Source organism: Pseudomonas sp. SDT291_1_S447, from assembly GCF_054070155.1.
Genome location: NZ_JBSVXS010000109.1, coordinates 1 through 18,052 on the forward strand (window position 1 = coordinate 1; position 18,052 = coordinate 18,052).

Annotated in this window: 12 protein-coding genes; 8 read left to right on the forward strand and 4 right to left on the reverse strand. The window is 60.3% G+C overall.

Annotation, left to right across the window (positions count from 1 at the left end; translation table 11 throughout):
* Positions 1-79: 79 nt before the first annotated feature.
* From ACW9IR_RS23745 to ACW9IR_RS23755, 3 genes are all read right to left on the reverse strand, one after another.
* Positions 80-1,672 (reverse strand): DHA2 family efflux MFS transporter permease subunit, encoded by a 1,593-nt coding sequence (locus tag ACW9IR_RS23745; RefSeq protein WP_457465250.1) that lies wholly within the window; start codon positions 1,670-1,672, stop codon positions 80-82.
* Entirely contained in the window at positions 1,669-2,778 is a 1,110-nt protein-coding gene (locus ACW9IR_RS23750) for an HlyD family secretion protein (protein ID WP_102902344.1), read from the reverse strand. Before ACW9IR_RS23750 ends, ACW9IR_RS23745 begins: the two co-directional genes overlap by 4 nt.
* A 95-nt stretch (positions 2,779-2,873) precedes the next feature.
* Positions 2,874-3,638 (reverse strand): AraC family transcriptional regulator, encoded by a 765-nt coding sequence (locus ACW9IR_RS23755; protein WP_102902345.1) that lies wholly within the window; start codon positions 3,636-3,638, stop codon positions 2,874-2,876.
* A 98-nt stretch (positions 3,639-3,736) separates the two neighbouring features.
* Here ACW9IR_RS23755 and ACW9IR_RS23760 point away from each other — a divergent pair, with 98 nt between their 5' ends.
* The 8 genes from ACW9IR_RS23760 (at position 3,737) to ACW9IR_RS23795 (ending at position 16,655) form a co-directional block, all read left to right on the forward strand.
* Complete coding sequence (locus ACW9IR_RS23760; RefSeq protein ID WP_457465251.1) at positions 3,737-4,870, forward strand: MFS transporter; 1,134 nt, start codon at positions 3,737-3,739, stop codon at positions 4,868-4,870.
* A 108-nt stretch (positions 4,871-4,978) separates the two neighbouring features.
* Entirely contained in the window at positions 4,979-6,706 is a 1,728-nt protein-coding gene (locus ACW9IR_RS23765; RefSeq protein WP_457465252.1) for a ShlB/FhaC/HecB family hemolysin secretion/activation protein, read from the forward strand.
* Positions 6,707-6,803: 97 nt separating this feature from the next.
* Positions 6,804-11,273 (forward strand): hemagglutinin repeat-containing protein, encoded by a 4,470-nt coding sequence (locus ACW9IR_RS23770; RefSeq protein ID WP_457465253.1) that lies wholly within the window; start codon positions 6,804-6,806, stop codon positions 11,271-11,273.
* A gap of 258 nt (positions 11,274-11,531) precedes the next feature.
* The gene (locus ACW9IR_RS23775; RefSeq protein WP_457465254.1) at positions 11,532-11,921 is read left to right on the forward strand and encodes a hypothetical protein; all 390 of its coding nucleotides are present in this window, start codon (positions 11,532-11,534) and stop codon (positions 11,919-11,921) included.
* 210 nt (positions 11,922-12,131) lie between these two features.
* Positions 12,132-12,509 carry a c-type cytochrome gene (locus tag ACW9IR_RS23780; protein WP_457465255.1) on the forward strand — a complete coding sequence of 126 codons (378 nt, stop codon included), beginning with the start codon at positions 12,132-12,134 and terminating at the stop codon, positions 12,507-12,509.
* Between the two features lie 105 nt (positions 12,510-12,614).
* On the forward strand, positions 12,615-13,106 hold the full coding sequence (locus tag ACW9IR_RS23785; protein ID WP_095121112.1) for a sigma-70 family RNA polymerase sigma factor: 492 nt from the start codon (positions 12,615-12,617) through the stop codon (positions 13,104-13,106).
* A gap of 40 nt (positions 13,107-13,146) precedes the next feature.
* Complete coding sequence (locus tag ACW9IR_RS23790) at positions 13,147-14,130, forward strand: FecR family protein (RefSeq protein WP_457465256.1); 984 nt, start codon at positions 13,147-13,149, stop codon at positions 14,128-14,130.
* 98 nt (positions 14,131-14,228) lie between these two features.
* Positions 14,229-16,655 carry a TonB-dependent siderophore receptor gene (locus tag ACW9IR_RS23795; RefSeq protein ID WP_457465257.1) on the forward strand — a complete coding sequence of 809 codons (2,427 nt, stop codon included), beginning with the start codon at positions 14,229-14,231 and terminating at the stop codon, positions 16,653-16,655.
* Between the two features lie 85 nt (positions 16,656-16,740).
* On the opposite strand, the gene ACW9IR_RS23800 is transcribed toward ACW9IR_RS23795, so the two are convergent.
* Complete coding sequence (locus ACW9IR_RS23800) at positions 16,741-17,892, reverse strand: MFS transporter (protein WP_102902354.1); 1,152 nt, start codon at positions 17,890-17,892, stop codon at positions 16,741-16,743.
* Positions 17,893-18,052 lie beyond the last annotated feature (160 nt).

Sequence of the window (18,052 nt, forward strand, 5' to 3'; positions counted from 1 at the left end):
TTGCTTTTAAAAGACAAGATCAAAAGATCGCAGCCTTCGGCAGCTCCTACAGGGGCCGGGAAAACTTCAGAAAGCTGGATCAATGCCCATCCGCGCTCGGCGCCGCCGGTGGTTGCACCTTGCGCATCAAGGGCACCATCGCCGTGGCGATGATGAAGCACACGCCGATCATCAAAAAGGTGTCGCCGTAGGTCTGCGTTTGCGCCTCGCGGTAGGTCAGCAGCCACAGCTGCCGCAGGCTGGCGGTGACGCCGACGTCGCCGCTCTGGCCCAGACTCGCGAGGTTGCCGCCGACCTGCGACAGCCACTGATTCATCGCTTCATTGCTGCTGTTCAGATGCTCGGCCAACCGCGTGAAGTGCAGGTTGGTGCGGTCATTGAGAATCGTCGCACATGCCGCAATACCAATCGCACCGCCGAGATTGCGCATCAGGTTGAACAGCCCCGACGCATGCTTGAGCCGCGCGGGTGCCAACCCTCCCAAGGTCAACGTCACCGCCGGCGGCACTGCCAGTTGCTGAGCAATCCCGCGCAACGCTTGCGGCAGCATCAACTCGCCGGCGCCCCAGTCGTGGGTGATCGGGCTGAATTCCCACATCGACACCGCGAATAAACCCAGGCCGATCATCATGATCCAGCGCAGGTCCATGCGATTGGCCAGAAAGGCATACAGCGGAATCGCCATGATCTGGAACACGCCAGTAGAGAAAACCGCCAGACCAATGTCCAGCGCGCTGTAGCCGCGCACCCGGCCGAGGAACAGTGGCGTCAGGTAGATCGTTGCAAACAGGCCAATGCCGGTGACGAACGAAAAGAAGCAGCCGAGGGCGAAATTGCGATCCTTCAACGCACGCAGATCGACGATCGGATTGGCCACGTGCAAGGTGCGGCCAATGAACGCCAATCCTGCCAAGCCACTGATCCACGCGGTGGTCAGAATGGTCTGGTCGCTGAACCAGTTCCAGCGCGGGCCTTCTTCGAGGGTGTATTCCAGGCAGCCGAGAAACAGCGCGAGAAACACCATGCTCAGATAGTCCGCGCCTTTGAGTAACGACAATTCCGGCTGGTCGATTTTCACCAGCATCGGCACCGCAACGGCAACGAAAATCCCCGGCACCAGGTTGATATAGAACAGCCAGTGCCACGACGAAATATCAGTAATCCAGCCGCCAATCACCGGCCCCAATGTCGGTGCCAGTGACGCGACCGCACCGATGGTCGCGGCGGCGATTACCCGTTGTTTGCCAGTGAAGAAAAAGAACGCGGTGGTGAACACCAGCGGAATCATCGAGCCGCCGAGAAAACCTTGCAGCGCGCGAAAGGCAATCATGCTCTGGATGTTCCAGGCGATGCCGCAGAGCAAACTCGCCAAGGTAAAACCGACCGCCGAAGCGCAGAACAACCAGCGCGTCGAGAACACCCGTGACAGCCAGCCCGATAATGGAATCACGATGATTTCGGCGATCAGGTAACTGGTCTGCACCCACGCGGTTTCGTCGGTGCCGGCGGACAGTCCGCCGCCGATATCGCGCAGCGACGCCGAGACAATCTGGATATCCAGCAGCGCGATGAACATGCCGATGCACATGGTCGCGAAGGCGAATACTTTGGTCGCGGTCGCCATGTCCGCCGTGTTGAACGGTTGCGCTGGGGCGGCGAGGGCGGTGCTCATGGCGCGATGGCCACGGCGCTGGTTTCCGGTTGCGCGCGGGTGTCGACTTCCGCCGTCACCGACAGCCCCGGGCGCAAGTGACCGAGCACGCCGTCGGCCGGGTCGAGGAGGATGCGCACCGGTACGCGCTGGACGATTTTGGTGAAGTTGCCAGTGGCGTTTTCCGGCGGCAAAACGCTGAACTGCGAGCCAGTGGCGGGGGCGAGGCTGTCGAGGCGGCCGTGGAATTCCTGACCGGCGAGCACGTCGGCGCGGATACTCACGCGCTGCCCGGGTTTCATCCGCGCCAATTGGTCTTCCTTGAAATTGGCATCGACCCACAAGCCTCTGGCCGGCACCACCGACAACTGTTGCGAACCGGCCTGCGCGTAGGCGCCAACCCGTGCGCGCCGGTTGCCGATCACCCCATCGACCGGCGCGCGCAGTTCGGTGTAGCCGAGGTTCAGTTGCGCCAGATCACGTTCGGCGCGGGCTTGTTGAAGGGCGGCGCGGGCCTGTTGTTTCTGGGTGTCGATCACCGCGAGTTGGCGTTGCGCGGCCAGCAGTTCGGCTTGGGCGCGGGCGCTCAAGGCTTGTGCAGTTTTGAAGGTGGCGTCGGCACGTTGTGCGCTTTCCACGGACACGGCATTGGTCGTCACCAGGCGTTTGTAGCGCGCGTTGTCATCCCGTGAACGTGCGGTTTCCGCACCGGCAGCATCGATGCCGGCGCGGGCCTGGCCGATCACCGCGTGTTGCAGTTGTTCGGTGGCATCGAGGTTGGCCAGCAGCGCTTCTTCGGCGGCGACGGCGCCTTCGGCCTTGGCCAGATTGGCGCGATAGTCGCGAGCGTCGAGGCGAATCAGCACGTCGCCAGCCTTCACGTGCTGGTTGTCGCTGACCAGCACTTCGTCAATGTAACCGGCGACTTTCGGCCCGATCACCGTGACATCGCCACCAATATAGGCATCGTCGGTTTCTTCGAGAAAACGCCCGGCGCCCCACCAGTGCACGGCGTACACACCGGCGAAGATCAGCGCGAGCAAACCCGCGCCGGGAAGCAACAAGCGTTTGAGCAGGGGCGGCTTGGTCTTCACCACAACAGGTTCGAGGGTGGGCATGCTGGTCATGGCGGATTACCTGGTAAACGGGTCGTTATTATGGCTGTAATATGACGCAGGTAATATTTAGTCGCAAATGATTTCTGACGCCGATCGTCAGTTGCTCACTTGAGCCAATGGCCCGGTGTGCGGCCGGTCATGGATTTGAAGAAGGCGATAAAGGCGCTATCGCTGGCAAAACCCGTTTCGAAAGCGCAGTAACTCAGGCTGCGTCCGGTGGCGAGCAATTCCATCGCGCGCATCAAGCGCCACTGCTGGCGCCATTGCTGATAACTCATGCCGGTTTCGCGCTGGAAAATTCGCCCGATGGTGCGACTGCTGGCGCCGATCTGCTGCTCCAGCACTTGCAGTTCCGGAGGCAGACGTTCGGGCGTTTTCAGCAGCGGCGCGAGACGTTTGTCCTGAGGTAACGGCAACAGCATCGGTTGCTGCGCCGCGTCAGCGATTTCGCTCAGGCACAGGCCGAGCAGGTGGGCGAATTTGCCCTGCTGCCAATCGGTGGCGAAATCGGCCAGCGCCATCGGTTCCAGCACCGCACGTAACAAAGGGCTGACTTCAATCACGCAGACCTGCTGCGGCAACTCGGCGCACAGTTCGGGGATCAAGTAGATCGAGCGGTAATCGACACTTTGCTGCATCACCGCACGATGGCTGACACCCGGCGGAATCCACGCCGCCCGCGACGGCGGCAGCAGACATAACTGCTGCGCCAGGGTAATCCGCGTGCAGCCTTGTCGCGTGTACAGCAATTGCCCGCGTTGATGACGGTGCAGGCCGGAATCGTGATCGCCCAAGGTCGAGGCGATTCCAATCACCGGCGCCTGAAAGCGATCAGCGTCAAAGGTTGCGTGGGCGTCGAGCCAAGCCATGGGTTGTCCGATTTCAGCGATAAATTGGCAGAATTTGGATAATACGCCACTCATCGGTTCTTAAACTCCTCGGCGATTCATGAGAGGAGTGATGAAGGATGCACAACAGAAATTTCTTGCTGCTGGCAATTGCGTTGCTGATGTTTCCGCAGATCGCACAAACCCTGTACAGCCCGGCGCTCGGTGATATCGGGCGTGTGTTTAACGTTGGCCCGCAAGCCGCCGCGCAGACGTTGTCAGTGTATTTCCTCGCGTTTGCTGTCGGGGTGGTGGTGTGGGGGCGTTTGTGTGATCGCATCGGTCGGCGCCCGGCAATGCTCGCGGGACTGGCCATCTATGCGATTGCCACGCTTTTAGGCCTGCGGGTCAGCAGTTTCAACGGCTTGTTGCTGGTGCAGATGTTGGCGGCGTTCGGTGCTGCTGTGGGCTCGGTGGTCACGCAAACCGTGTTGCGCGACCGCTTCAAAGGCGCCGAACTGGCCCAGGTGTTTTCGTTGGTGGGCATGGCGCTGGCGGCCAGCCCGGCGATTGGTTTGTTCAGCGGCGCCAGTCTGGTTCAGGTTTTCGGTTACCGCGGTGTGCTTGGCGCGTTGCTGTTGTTGGCAACGCTGTTGTGGCTGTGGAGCTGGTACACCCTGGCGGAAACCCGGACAGCGCCAACCGGCCATGTCGGTTTGTTCGAAACCCTCGGGCGCATGTTGCGTGACCTGGGTATCTGGCGTTCGGCGCTGTGGATCGCTTCGTTCAATGTGGCGCTGTTCAGCTATTACAGCCTCGCACCGTTCATTTTTCAGCGATTGGGCGTCAGTGCCAGCGGGTTCGGTTACAGCGGTGTGATCCTCGCGCTGGGTTCAGGTTTTGGAGCATGGCTCAACCGGCGTTTACTGACGGCCGGGTTCAAGGCATTGCAGTTGATTCGCCTCGCGGGTGGTATCGCGTTGCTCGGTGGTGTGGGCGTGTGGTCGCTGCAGAACAGTGTCGCGTTTATCCTGCCGATGTTGCTGGTGGTGTTGGCCTTTGGCTTGGCGATCCCCAATGTTCTCGGTTCGGCACTGGCCGATTACGCTGATCGATTGGGCACCGCCGGGGCGTTGTTGGGTTTGATGTATTACCTGCTGATCGGCGCGGGGCTGATGCTCGCCGGCTGGTTTCAAGCCCTCGGGGAAACCCTGATAGCGTGCAGCGCCGTGGCCTTGCTGCTGACAATAAAGCCAGGCAAAGCAATTGTTTAAGAAATGTAAGCGCTGTAGGAAGCGTCTTGCATTTGTGTAGGAGGGCTCCGACTATCACGATCATTGATGACATGGCATTACGCCATTTTATGATCGCAAGGATGTTGCGTGCCGTTTCCGTTTCGCGCTGTTTTTCGCCGTCGTTCCCCGCTTTGCCCGCTGCTGTCGGCCTTTGTGTTGAGTGTCTGTGCCTCCTCGATTGAAGCCGCCGAACCTGTAGCGCCGGGCCAGGAAGTGCTGCGCCAGCAGCAACAGCAACAGCGCGATCTGCAACAACTGCAACTTGAACAGAGAAAACGGCAATTGGAGCGTGGCACGTTCGGCCCGACGTCGATCACCCCGGCCATCCCGCAGACCGTTGCCCCCGATGAACGTTGCTGGCCATTGAGCGGTACGCGCATCGGTGGTGTCACGCTGATCGACAGCGACAAGCTCAATGCGCGGATCAAACCGCTGCTGGCGCCATGCATGGGCGTCGGCCAGATCAATCATCTGCTGGCGACCATCACCGCGAGCTACGTCGACAAGGGTTACATCGCCAGCCGCCCGTATTTGGTCAGCGCGCCGGCAGCGGGGCAGTCGCTGGATATCCGCGTTGATGAAGGCTACATCGAGTCCATCGAACTGGCCGATCAGAGCCTGCCTGTTTCGTTGGGCGGCGCGTTTCCGGGGATGCTCGGCGAGCCCCTGAACCTGCGCGATCTGGAGCAGGGCCTCGATCAGTTGAATCGCCTGCGTTCGATCGATCTCACCGCTGATATCGCCCCCGGCAGCCAGCCCGGCGCCTCGCGGATCATCCTGCGTTCGCGCACCTCGGCGCATTCACGCTGGGCCCTGAATGCCGGGATCGACAACCTGGGCAGCGCCAGCACCGGGCGCGACCGCGACACCGTCAGCCTCAGTCTCGACAGCCCGTTGCAGCTCAACGACTTGTTGAGCCTCAGCGCCAGCGACACCCTCAATCAGGGCGATCGCTACAGCCGCAACGCCAGCCTGTATTACGCGATTCCCTACGGCTACTGGACCTACAGCGTGTTCGCCAGCCACGCCGAATACCGCGCGCCATTCAAACTGCCAAGCGTGACCTTTCACAGCACCGGCATCACCGACCAAGTCAGCCTGCGCGCCGACCGTGTGCTGTGGCGCGACCAGAGCCGTCAGCTCAGCGCCAACCTGCAACTGGCGCACAAGGATGTCGACAGCTATCTGCAAGACGTTCGCCTTGGCATTCAAAGCCCGACCCTGACCGTGGCCGAGGCCGGGCTCAATCTGTTCTGGCTCGACCGCGCAGTGTGGAACCTCGACGTCAATTACGCCCAGGGCCTGCGCTGGTTTGGCGCCGACGACGATTCACAACAGCAGATCAACAACCTGCCCAAGGCACAGTTCCGCAAGTACCGCGCCGGCCTCAGCCAATGGCGCAATGGTCAGCTTGGCGCGCAGGCCTGGCAGTGGCAGAGCCAGCTCAATTTGCAGTACAGCCCGGACCCGCTGCCGGCGATCGAACAACTACTCGGCACCGACGATTCGGCGGTGCGCGGCTATCGGGTCAGCAGTGCCTCCGGCGCCAGCGGCGCGATCTGGCGCAACACCTTGCGCTTGCCGCTGCGCAGTGAATGGCCGGTGCAGATTACCCCGCGCGCGGGCCTCGACCACGGCTGGATCAAGGCCGATCACGGCGCGCAGGGCCAACGCCTGAGTGGCGCCAGTGTCGGCGTAAATCTGGGCTGGAAGAACCTGCAAGTGGATGTCGATTACCAACGCGCGCTTAACACGCCGAACGGTCTGCAGCACGAGCCTGAAACCTGGCTGATGCGAGTCGGCCTGCAAATCTGAACAACGCAGTGAACAAACAGCCGTCGGATCTGAGCGCGTCAGCCACGGCCAAGACTAAACGCGCAACGTGATGCCGTACTCACATGGAGACGTTTTTATGCCAGCACACACCTTTGCATTTCATCTTTCCCCTCGGGGCAAATTGCGCTGGGCGATTGCCAGCCTGTTCTTCGCCGTGCACCTGCCGAGCGCGCTCGCCGGCGGTGTCGTAGTCGCACCGGGACCGGGCGGCACCGCGCAATTGCAGACCCAGGGCGGTGTGCCCATCGTCAACATCGTCGCGCCCAACGGTTCGGGTCTGTCGCACAACCAGTTCCTCGATTACAACGTCGACCGTCAGGGCTTGGTGCTGAACAACGCCTTACAGGCCGGACAATCGCAACTGGCCGGACAACTGGCGGCCAACCCGCAACTGCAAGGCCAGGCCGCGAGCGTGATCCTCAACGAAGTGATCAGTCGCAACCCGTCCGCCATCAATGGCGCGCAGGAAATCTTCGGCCGGCCCGCCGATTACGTGTTGGCCAACCCCAACGGCATCTCGGTGAATGGCGGCAGCTTCATCAACACGCCAAATGCCAATCTCGTGGTCGGTCGTCCGGAATTGAATGACGGCAAACTGCAAAGTCTGAACAGCCGTGACGCCAGCGGTCAGTTGCAGATTCAGGGCGGTGGCCTGCGCAACGGTGAGGGCTCGATCAACCTGATCGCGCCGCGTATCGACAGCCAGGGTGCGATCACTGCGCGCGATCAGTTGAATCTCACGGTCGGGCGCAATCAGGTCGATTACGCCAGCGGCCAGGTAAAAGCCGTCGACCCTGCCGGCAACACCGGCGATCAACGCATTGATGCCAGCCTGTTCGGCGCGATGCAGGCCGGGCGCATCAATATTGTCAGCACCGCCGAAGGTGCCGGCGTGCGAGTGGGCGCGGTGCAAGTGGCCGGACGTGACGGCGTGCAGATTCGCTCGGCCGGTGACCTCAGTGTCAGCGGTGAAGCCGTGGCCAACAGCCTCGACGTGACCCGTGCCGGTATTCGCAGCAATCAGGGCGATGTCGCTTTGCACAGCGGCAAGGATCTGACGTTGGCGGCTACCGATGTCAGCGCTCGCGACGTCACCGTTGAGGCCAAACGCAATCTGACCCTGTCGACGGTCGAAAGCCGCAAGCTTCAGGAAAAGCGCGAAAACTGGAACAACAGCACCATCGGCATTACCTGGGAAACTTACGATCGCACCCAGACCGACAGCGAATCGCGGCAGCATGGCAGCCAGATTATCGCCAGTCGCGACGCCAAACTGTCGTCCGGCAAAGACACCGAGCTGAAAGCCGCCAAGGTCGAAGCGGCGAAAAATGTCGACGTGCACAGCGGCGGCGATCTGCGCCTGACCGCCGCCACCGAAAGCCACACCCAGACCGATCAAGGCAACCACCGCAAGCACCTGTGGAAAGCCGACTGGAACAGCAGCAGCGAGGAACAGCGCAGCGTCACCAGCCAACTGAAGGCCGGCAACATTGCCCTGCAAACCGCCGCGTTGTTGCGCTCAGAAGGCGCCGAGTTGACCAGCGCTGGCGACGTGCAACTGGCCGGCAAACAGGTGGAAATAACCACCGCCACACGGACCCATCGCAGCAGCGACAACCGTTACTCCGGTGACTTGGTTGGCGGTGGTTTCTTCGGCAAGACCGGCGATGCCGACAAGGGCAAGACCCAGCATCAGGGCAGCAAGATCAACGCCAGCGGCAAACTGATCGTCAAGGCTGACGATGTGCGCATCAGCGGCAGCCAAGTGCGTGGCGGCACCGACGCCAGTGTGATCAGCGAAAAGGGGTCGTTAGTCATCGACGGCGTGCAAGACACCTCGCACAGCAACAACCATGACAAGGACAGCAAGTTCTTCGGCATCAGCAAGGACGAGTCGCGGCAGAACAGCAAAGACAGCAGCACTGTGCGCAGCGAACTGGTGTCGGACAGCAATCTCAAGCTCAAGAGCGCCAAGGACATTGCTGTGGCGGGCTCGACCGTAAAGGCTGATGGTGCGTTGACCGCCGATGCAGCGGGCGACGTCAATGTGCATTCGGCGCAGAACACTCACGACAGCACTGACACCACGCAAACCCGTGGCTTCGATGCCTACGCCAAAGAGCAAACGCCGGAGCAGTATCGCGCCGGGATTCACTACCAAGACAAACAGCAAACCGTCACTAGCAACGACGTCTCTCAGCAAGGCTCTAGCCTCAGCGGCGGCAGTGTGCAGGTGAAGGCGGGCGGTGATGTCACGCTCAAAGGCGCGGAGGTGAAATCCACTGCTGGCGACACGACGTTGAGCGGTAAAAACGTGTCGTTGCTGGCTGAAGCAGACAGCCACAAAACCTCCACCGACACCTCCAGCACCGGCGGTGGTTTCTACTACACCGGCGGCCTCGACCGTGCTGGCAGTGGCGTCGATTTCGCCCATAGCACGGCGCAGGATTCGACCAGCAAAACCACCGCACAAACCACCAGTGTGCAGAGCAGCGGTGGCCTGACCATCAATGCCGACAAACTCGCCACTGAAGGTGCGCAACTCAAGGCTGGCAACGGTCTGAATGTTGCCGCCAACGAGATCGACAATCGCGCGTCCAGCAACAGCGAAAGCAGCACGCACAACGACAGCAATTGGTCGGCGGACATCGGCGCCAACGTCGAGTACAAGGACATCGCCCGGCCGATCGCGGGCGCAGTCAAAGACGTGCTCAACGGCAAGGTGCCGGACAAGGACTCGCTGGCCAATCTCGGTCAGCCGAATGTCGGAATCGACGTTGCAGTCGGTCATGGCAGCGCCAGCAAAACCGAGCAAAACAACAACGCTGTGGTCAGCCGTTTTGATGGCGGCACTGTCGATGTGAAAACCAGCGGCACGCTGCATGAGCAAGGCACCCAATACAACGCCAGCGCCGGCCAAGTGAACATCAGCGCTGACAAACTGCTTGCCGATGCTGCCAGCAACTCTCACAACAGCAGCGCGAACGCGGTGGATGCCAAGGTCGATGTGCGCGTCTACACCAAGACCGGTGAAGACGTGAATGTCGCCGGCAGCGGCGCGGGTGGCAGCAGTGCGTCGAGCAAGGACAGTTCCAGCGCCGTGGTCGGTGGTTACGCCGGCAGCCAGGGTGTGAACATCAAAGTCGGCGGCGATGCGCAGTTCGCAGGCAGCCGTTTCGACGGCGGGCAGGGCGGTGTGAATATCAAGACTGGCGGTGATCTGGCGCTGAATCAGGCCACCGACCGCCAGACCAGTAATGACAGCAGCCTGCGCGGCAATGGCTCGCTGGCGGTCGGCACCTTGCCGGGTACCGATGGCACCAACGTCGACGTCGGCGCCGGGTTCCAGCTCGATCACACAGGCAAGCAAACCACTGACACGCAGGCCCATGTGGCGAGCATCACCAGCAACGGTCCGGTGCAGTTGAGCAGCGGCGGCAATCAAGTGCAGCAAGGTACGAAGATCGACAGCGCTGGCGGCATCGATCTGCACGCTGACGGCAAGCTCGATCTGCAAGCCGCAACCGACACTCACACCGCCACCGGCAGCAATCTCGGCGGCGGCCTGAAGGGCGGCGGCAGCAAAATCAGCAGCGAGAAGAGCCGTGATCAGGGTGGCAATCTGAGTGGCAACTTCAATATCGGTCGGGTCAACGAGGATTCGAAAACCCTCAGCGGTGGCCAGCTCAACAGCCAGAGCGGCGTCGCACTGAGCGGTGATTCGATTCATCTGCAAGGCACGCAAGTCAGCGCTCCGAACGTCAGCATCGACGCCCAGAAGGGCGGTTTTGTGCAGGAGTCGGCGCAGTCCACCGACCACCGCAATAACTGGAATGTCGCGCTGAACGCCGGCGGCAACCTCAGCAGCAAAACCCCGACTGCCGAGGATGAAAAGGCCAGCAGCGATCACGGCTTCAATGCCGGGGCCAAAGTCGGTGTCGATTACCTGCAAGGCAGTACCCAGCAGAACAGCCAGATCAAGGCTGACAGCGTGGTGTTGAACAGTGCCGGTGATGCACAGCTTTCGGGTGCGCGGATCGACGCGAAAACTGTCAGCGGCAAGGTCGCGGGTGATCTGAGCGTCGAAAGCCGTCAGGACTCGAGCAACCACGCCAAGGTCGATGTTGATCTGGGCCTGACCGCGAAGAAGAATCCACCGAGCGACAAGGAAAAACTCGCCGGCACCGACTACAAGCCGACGCTGAAAGCGCAGGGTGAGTACGCGCACAAGGACAGCGTTACGCAGGCATCCGGGATCAATGCCAGCCAAGACGTGAACCTAGCAGTTGGCGGCGCGACACAACTGAGCGGCGCGCGGATTTCGGCGGCGCAAGGGAAGGTCGATCTGGGGGGTTCGAAGGTCAGCAGCACTGATCTGAGCAACCGTGACTACGGTGTGAAAGCGGGCCTTGATCTGCCGCATAAAGCCGAGGAAAACGCACCGAAGGTTTCCCTGGAAAACGGCAATCTGAAAGTCGGTCCGGTCACCCTCAGCGGGCATCTGGATACCCAGACCCTGCAAGCCGGGATCGACGAAAAAGGCTGATCCAATGGCCAACGGTGGATGCACTTGAACCTGCATCCACCACCCAACCCTGTGGGAGCGAGCCTGCTCGCGAAAGCGTCCATCCAGTCAATGAAATAAGTGACCAGTTTATATTTTTTATTTCGAATTGATCTGTAAACCTGTTATTTCTGACAGTTACCGAATCGAGAACGTTGTTTTTTAATTAGCTTGGTGGATGGTTAGCCACAACTGCTGACACTTCATTACATTCTCTTACGCTGATTAAAGGAAATTGATATGAGTGAAATTACTTTTCCAGGTGCGGACTTCAGTTTCGATCCGCCCCTCATCAACTGTACCTCCAAGCCGATGGACGGAATCAGAGTAAAAATCGGCCCTCTGGGTAACGCGCAAGTCGGAGCGGTATTGAAGTTGACTTGGCAGGGTGAGGATATGAGTAATAAACCTATTCCAGATACTAAGATATCACTCAATCACTTTGTAACTGAAAATGATCAGGTAAAAGGGTTTGAGGAGTTAATTGGTGATTATTTCTTACATATCAAACCGATCCTCAATGGAAATGGTCGCGCGAGCTATACGATTAATGGAGGCCCTGAACAGTCAGCCCGTATTAGAGTTTTTCTGAGTTATCCTAATGGTACGACCTGCGATGAAAAACACTAGTAGTTCAGATGTCTGGAAGCGCCCGCTCAGTCAATGTTATGGGTGAATGATGTACCGCTTTCGCGAGCCTGCTCGCGAAAGCGTCCGATCAGTCAATGCATTAAGTGACTGATGTACCGCCTTCGCGAGCAGGCTCGCTCCCACTTTGGTTTTGCACCGGGCGTTAAAACTCGACTATCTTGCGCCTCTTAAATGCCATGGAGGCAAACAATGAAAACAGCATTCGTCGCTGTACTCGCGGCTTTGTTGATCGCCCAACCATCCGTGTCCTTCGCGGATAACAGCAACGGCAAAAACCTCTATTCGCAGCGCTGCGCTGTGTGCCACGGAGCCGATATAAAAGGCACAGGGCCGCTGGCGCATAAAAGCAACCCGCCCACACCTGACCTGACAACGTCCGCGTTCAAAAAACGCCTGAATGAATATCCGGGCGTGATTGTGTCGTCGATCATCCTTCGACCGAACGGCAACCTGATTCCAAAAACGCTGCAGGAAAACGGGGTAAATATACCGCCGCATGCCTGGAGCGTTAAGGATCTGCGTGACTTGCATGACTACATGAGTGGGGTGATTTCAATAAAACGTTGAGCTCGTGAGGCGACCTGGACGGTCGGTTCGAGGAATCCATTGCTTCGGCTTAATGGTAACCATTACTATTCACGCCCCTTTCCTCAGCACGCCGCCCATACCCCCATGCGTCCCCGCAGACCCGGCTTTTTCGAGCATTACGAAGAGTTGATCGGCACCTGGACTCGTCGCCTGCGCAATCGCGCGCAGGCCGAGGATCTGGCGCACGACACCTTTGTGCGGGTGCTTGAGTCCGATTCGGCGGCGGTGCAGCAGCCACGGGCGTATTTGCACCAGACCGCGCGCAATATCGCGGTCGACGGTTATCGGCGTGAGGATCGGCGCGGCGCCATGGAGTCGCAGGCCCTTGATCACAGTGAGTCGTCATCCGGCGACCCGGAGCATTACATGCAGGCGATCCAGCTGGCCGACTCCATCGAGCGGGCGCTCAGCGAGCTGCCGGTCAATTGCCGCAAGATCTTTGTCTGGCAGAAGATCGAAGGCCTGACCCAGGCGGAAATCGCCGAACGCCTGGGGCTGTCCAAGAACATGGTCGAAAAGTATATGATCCGCACCCTGCGGCATCTGCGTGATCGCCTCGACGGGTTGCAGTCATGAGCCGCTGCGACATTTCCCCCCCAGCCCAACAGGACATTCCATGATGGATACGCGTGATTGCGCGTGCGGGCAAACAACGGTGCGCGATGACGCGGCTCGCTGGTTTGTGCGTTTGCAGGAGCCGGCCATCGATGCCGACGAGCAGCAGCGCTTCGACGCCTGGCTGAATCAACATCCGCAGCACCGTGACGAATTCCAGTTGCTCCAGGGCTTGTGGTCGGCGGCCGATCTGCTGCCGGCGCCACGCCTCAAAGCCCTCGTTGAAACACCACCAACCCGCCGCGAACGCCGTCCGATGCTGCGTTATGCCGTGGCCGCCAGTGTGCTGGCGGTTGCGCTCGGGCTGGGACTGTTCAGTGGTTTGAATCATCCGGGCGGTTACCGTGCCGAGTTCGCCACGGCGCTGGGCGAACGTAAACACGTGGCGCTGCCGGACGGTTCGGTGATTGATCTGAACAGTCGCAGCCGCTTGCAGGTGCGCTTTGAACAGGATCGTCGCGTCATCGAACTGGCAGAAGGCGAGGCGATGTTCAGCGTCGCGCACGACACCTCGCGACCGTTCGTGGTCGAGACCGGCAATGGCAAGGTCACAGTCACCGGCACGCGTTTCGATGTGCGTCGCGATATCGCGCAAACCCGCGTGGCGGTGGAGCAGGGCACGGTGAAAGTACAGGGGCGTGATGCAGCGGATGATCAGTTCATCAACCTGACCGCAGGCCTCGGCACCTATGTCGATGCGCAAGGCAAAGTCGCCGCAGCCTATGCGGTCAACCCGGCGGAACTGACGGCGTGGCGCAGCGGCAAACTGGTGTTCAACAACGCCAGCCTCAGCGAAGTGGTGGCCGAAGTGTCGCGCTATCGTGAGAAGCCGCTGACCGTGGCCAACCCGACCGTGGCCAGTCTGCGCCTGACCAGCGTGTTCAAATCCGACAACACCGACGCTTTGCTCAAGGCCTTGCCGAGCATCCTGCCGGTGGCCGTGCGCACCCTCGCGGATGGCAGTCAGGAAATAATCGCAAAATAAAATTCAGGTTTTTTTCGAGTTCATCGTCTTCCTGTTCAACTGCAACTGGTTTGCATTAACAGCCGCACACTCTTGCGATCCACAGGACTACGTACGACGTGAAAAACACCCCTGCCAACAACAAAAAATCCCCTTGGTTGCCGCTGGCCCTTGCGCTGGCGGTCAACGCTGCGATGCCGCTGGCCTTCGCTGGCGAAGCGATCCATATCCGCGCACAGCCACTGGGTCAGGCCCTCAGCGAACTCGGTCAGCAGACATCGCTGCAAGTGTTTTTCAGCCCCGACCTGGTCGCCGGCAAACAGGCGCCGGCAGTCGACGGTGATATCTCCCCGGAACAGGCCTTGCGCCAATTGCTACAGGGCAGCGGTCTGGATTATCAGATCAATGAAGGTTCGGTGACGCTGTCGCCCGCCGCGACTTCCGCCGCCGGCAATGGCCCGCTGGAGCTGAGCGTGACCGACATCAAAGTGGTCGGTGACTGGCTCGGTGATGCCAACGCCGCCGTGGTGCAAAACCACCCCGGTGCGCGTACGGTGATCCGCCGCGAAGCGATGGTCGAGCAGGGCGCAATGAACGTCAGTGACGTGCTCAAGCGTGTGCCGGGCGTGCAGGTGCAGGATTCCAACGGCACTGGTGGCAGCGATATTTCTCTGAACGTGGGGGTGCGCGGTCTGACTTCGCGCCTGTCACCACGCTCTACCGTGCTGATCGATGGTGTACCGGCGGCGTTTGCGCCGTACGGCCAGCCGCAACTGTCGATGGCGCCGATTTCCTCGGGCAATCTCGACAGCATCGACGTCGTGCGTGGCGCCGGCTCGGTGCGTTACGGGCCGCAAAACGTCGGCGGTGTGATCAACTTCGTCACCCGAGCGATCCCGGAAAAAGCCACCGGTGAAATCGGCACCACCCTGGAAACCACTCAGTACGGTGGCTGGAAACACATCGACACCGCGTTCCTCGGCGGCACTGCCGACAACGGCATGGGCGTGGCGTTGCTGTATTCCGGTGTCAACGGTAACGGCTACCGCGAACGCAACAACGGCAATGACATCGATGACGTGTTGCTCAAGACGCACTGGGCGCCGACCGATCAGGACGATTTCAGCCTCAACTTCCACTACTACGACGCCACGGCCGACATGCCCGGCGGTCTGACGCAAAAACAGTACGACGCCAAACCGTATGACTCGGTGCGTGACTACGACCAATTCACCGGTCGGCGCAAAGACGTGTCGTTCAAATGGATCCGTCAGATCGACGAACGCACCCAAGCAGAAATTCTGACCTATTACACCGACAGTTTCCGTGGCAGCACCATCGCCGCCCGCGACCAGAAAACCCTCAGCTCCTACCCGCGCTCGTATTACACCCTGGGCATCGAGCCAAGGGTCTCGCGGGTTTTCGATGTCGGCCCGACCACCCAGGAAGTCAGCGTCGGTTATCGCTACCTGAAAGAGGCGATGCACGAGTCGTCGAGCCGTGTGGCGCTGGTGAATAATCAGCCGGTGCTCACGCCGACCTCCGACGGCCATGTGTTCCAGGACCGCACGGGCGGCACCGAGGCCAACTCGGTCTACATCGACAACAAAATCGATGTCGGCAACTGGACCATCACCCCTGGCATTCGCTTTGAACATATCAGCACCGACTGGCATGACCGCGCCGTGCTCGACACGGCCGGCAAACCGGTACAGGCGAAAAACCGCAGCATCGAAAGCAACGAACCGTTGCCGGCGCTGAGCGTGATGTATCACCTGTCGGACGCGTGGAAACTGTTCGCCAACTACGAAACTTCGTTCGGCAGCCTGCAGTATTTCCAGCTCGGTCAGGGCGGCTCGGGTGATCAGACCGCCAATGGTCTGGAGCCGGAAAAGGCCAAGACCTACGAAATCGGTACGCGCTACAACGACGATGTGTGGGGTGGTGAGGTGACGCTGTTCTACATCGACTTCGACGACGAGCTGCAATACATCAGCAACGATGTTGGCTGGACGAATCTCGGCGCGACCAAGCACCAGGGCATCGAAGCCTCGGTGCATTACGACATGGCGGCGCTGGATCCACGCCTCGACGGTTTGACCGCCAACGCCGGTTTCACTTACACCCGCGCCACGTATGAAGGGGAGATTCCGGGCTTCAAGGGCCGTGATCTGCCGTTCTATTCGCGGCAGGTGGCGACCGTTGGTTTGCGTTACGACATTAATCGCTGGACCTACAACCTCGACGGTTTCGCCCAGTCGAAACAGCGCTCGCCAGGCACCGGTGTGAATGCCGATGGCAGTTTCAACGGCAACTACATCACCGACGGCACGGCGGACGGGCAGTACGGCGACATTCCGGGTTACGTGACCTGGAACGTGCGCGGCGGCTATGACTTCGGGCCGCAGGTGTCGAATTTGAAACTGGGCGCCGGGGTGAAGAACGTCTTCGACAAGCAGTACTTCACCCGCTCCAGCGACAACAACTCGGGGATGTATGTGGGCGCGCCGCGCACGTTCTTTGTGCAGGCCAGCGTAGGTTTCTGATAGACCGCTTCACCTTCTTCGCGAGCAGGCTCGCTCCCATATGGATCACTGAAATCCTGTGGGAGCGAGCCTGCTCGCGAAGCTTTTAGACTTTAAGGACTTTTCCGCCAATGGCCACCGCGACCAACAGCACCGCCATCAAGCCAAAGGCAAAGCTCAAACTGCTGGCATGCGCCACAAAGCCGATCACCGCCGGCCCGGCCAGAATCCCTGCATAACCGAGCGTGGTAATCGCCGGCACGGCGATGCTTTCCGGCATCACCGTCTGCTTGCCCACCGCCGTGTACAGCACCGGCACAATGTTCGAACAGCCAGCGCCGACCAGCGCATAACCGACCAGCGCCGCTTGCCAGCTCGGAGCAAACGTCGCCAGAAACAAACCGGCCGCTGCCAATAGACCGCCAAACAAAATGATCCGCGTTGCACCGACAATCCGCACAATCCGGTCACCCATCAAACGCCCGGCCGTCATGGTCAATGCAAACGCCGCATAACCCATCCCCGCGTACGCCGTGTCGATTCCGCGTTCCTGCGCCAGAAACACCGCACTCCAGTCCAGCGCCGCGCCTTCGGTGAGAAAGACAATAAAGCACATTCCGCCGATAAACAGCACGATGCCATGGGGGATGGCGAACGCCGGGCCCGAGCTTTCACTGCCGTAAGGCAACATGTGCGGCACGCACTTGAACAGCGCCGCGATCAACACCACGACCACCACCAGCATGGCCGCGAGCGGCGTCAAGCCAAGGCCGAGCAGGGCGCTGACACCCGCCGCGCCGACAATCCCGCCCAGACTGAACAGTCCATGAAAGCCCGACATCATGTTCTTGCCGCTGGCGCGTTCGACGATCACCGCTTGCAGGTTCACCGTCGAATCCACCGTGCCCAGGCCCGCACCGAACATGAACAGCGTGGCGATCAATGCCGGTATCGACGAAACCGTCGCCAGCAACGGCAGCGCCGCGCAGATCAACAACGTGCCGCCGGTAGCGACGCGGCGACAGCCGAAGCGCGTGGCCAGAATCCCCGCCAGCGGCATCGCCAGAATCGAACCGACGCCGAGGCACAACAGCAACAACCCCAACGTGCCCTCATCCAGTCCGGCGCGGGCCTTGGCGTACGGCACCAAAGGCGCCCACGCGGCGATGCCGAGCCCGGCGATGAAAAAGGCGATGCGCGTGGACATCTGTTGCAGGCGTCCGGGGACGAAGGTGTCTTGAGGGTTGAGGCTGGTCATATCGATCCTTGGCAAAAAACATCGCGTCCCCGAAGGACAGTGATTGAGCGTCGAGGTTCGATCGTCAGTCATGCGAGGACGTACAGCCGACATCCTAACCTGTGGGAGCGAGCCTGCTCGCGATAGCGGTGCGTCAGTTGAAAAAAATGTCGACTGACAC

Coding starts and splice junctions, on each gene's coding strand:
- ACW9IR_RS23755 (WP_102902345.1), bottom strand. CDS start 3,638: ATGGCTTGGCTCGACGCCCACGCAACCTTTGACGCTGATCGCTTTCAG.
- ACW9IR_RS23745 (WP_457465250.1), bottom strand. CDS start 1,672: ATGAGCACCGCCCTCGCCGCCCCAGCGCAACCGTTCAACACGGCGGAC.
- ACW9IR_RS23770 (WP_457465253.1), top strand. CDS start 6,804: ATGCCAGCACACACCTTTGCATTTCATCTTTCCCCTCGGGGCAAATTG.
- ACW9IR_RS23760 (WP_457465251.1), top strand. CDS start 3,737: ATGCACAACAGAAATTTCTTGCTGCTGGCAATTGCGTTGCTGATGTTT.
- ACW9IR_RS23780 (WP_457465255.1), top strand. CDS start 12,132: ATGAAAACAGCATTCGTCGCTGTACTCGCGGCTTTGTTGATCGCCCAA.
- ACW9IR_RS23790 (WP_457465256.1), top strand. CDS start 13,147: ATGATGGATACGCGTGATTGCGCGTGCGGGCAAACAACGGTGCGCGAT.
- ACW9IR_RS23785 (WP_095121112.1), top strand. CDS start 12,615: ATGCGTCCCCGCAGACCCGGCTTTTTCGAGCATTACGAAGAGTTGATC.
- ACW9IR_RS23775 (WP_457465254.1), top strand. CDS start 11,532: ATGAGTGAAATTACTTTTCCAGGTGCGGACTTCAGTTTCGATCCGCCC.
- ACW9IR_RS23750 (WP_102902344.1), bottom strand. CDS start 2,778: ATGACCAGCATGCCCACCCTCGAACCTGTTGTGGTGAAGACCAAGCCG.
- ACW9IR_RS23800 (WP_102902354.1), bottom strand. CDS start 17,892: ATGACCAGCCTCAACCCTCAAGACACCTTCGTCCCCGGACGCCTGCAA.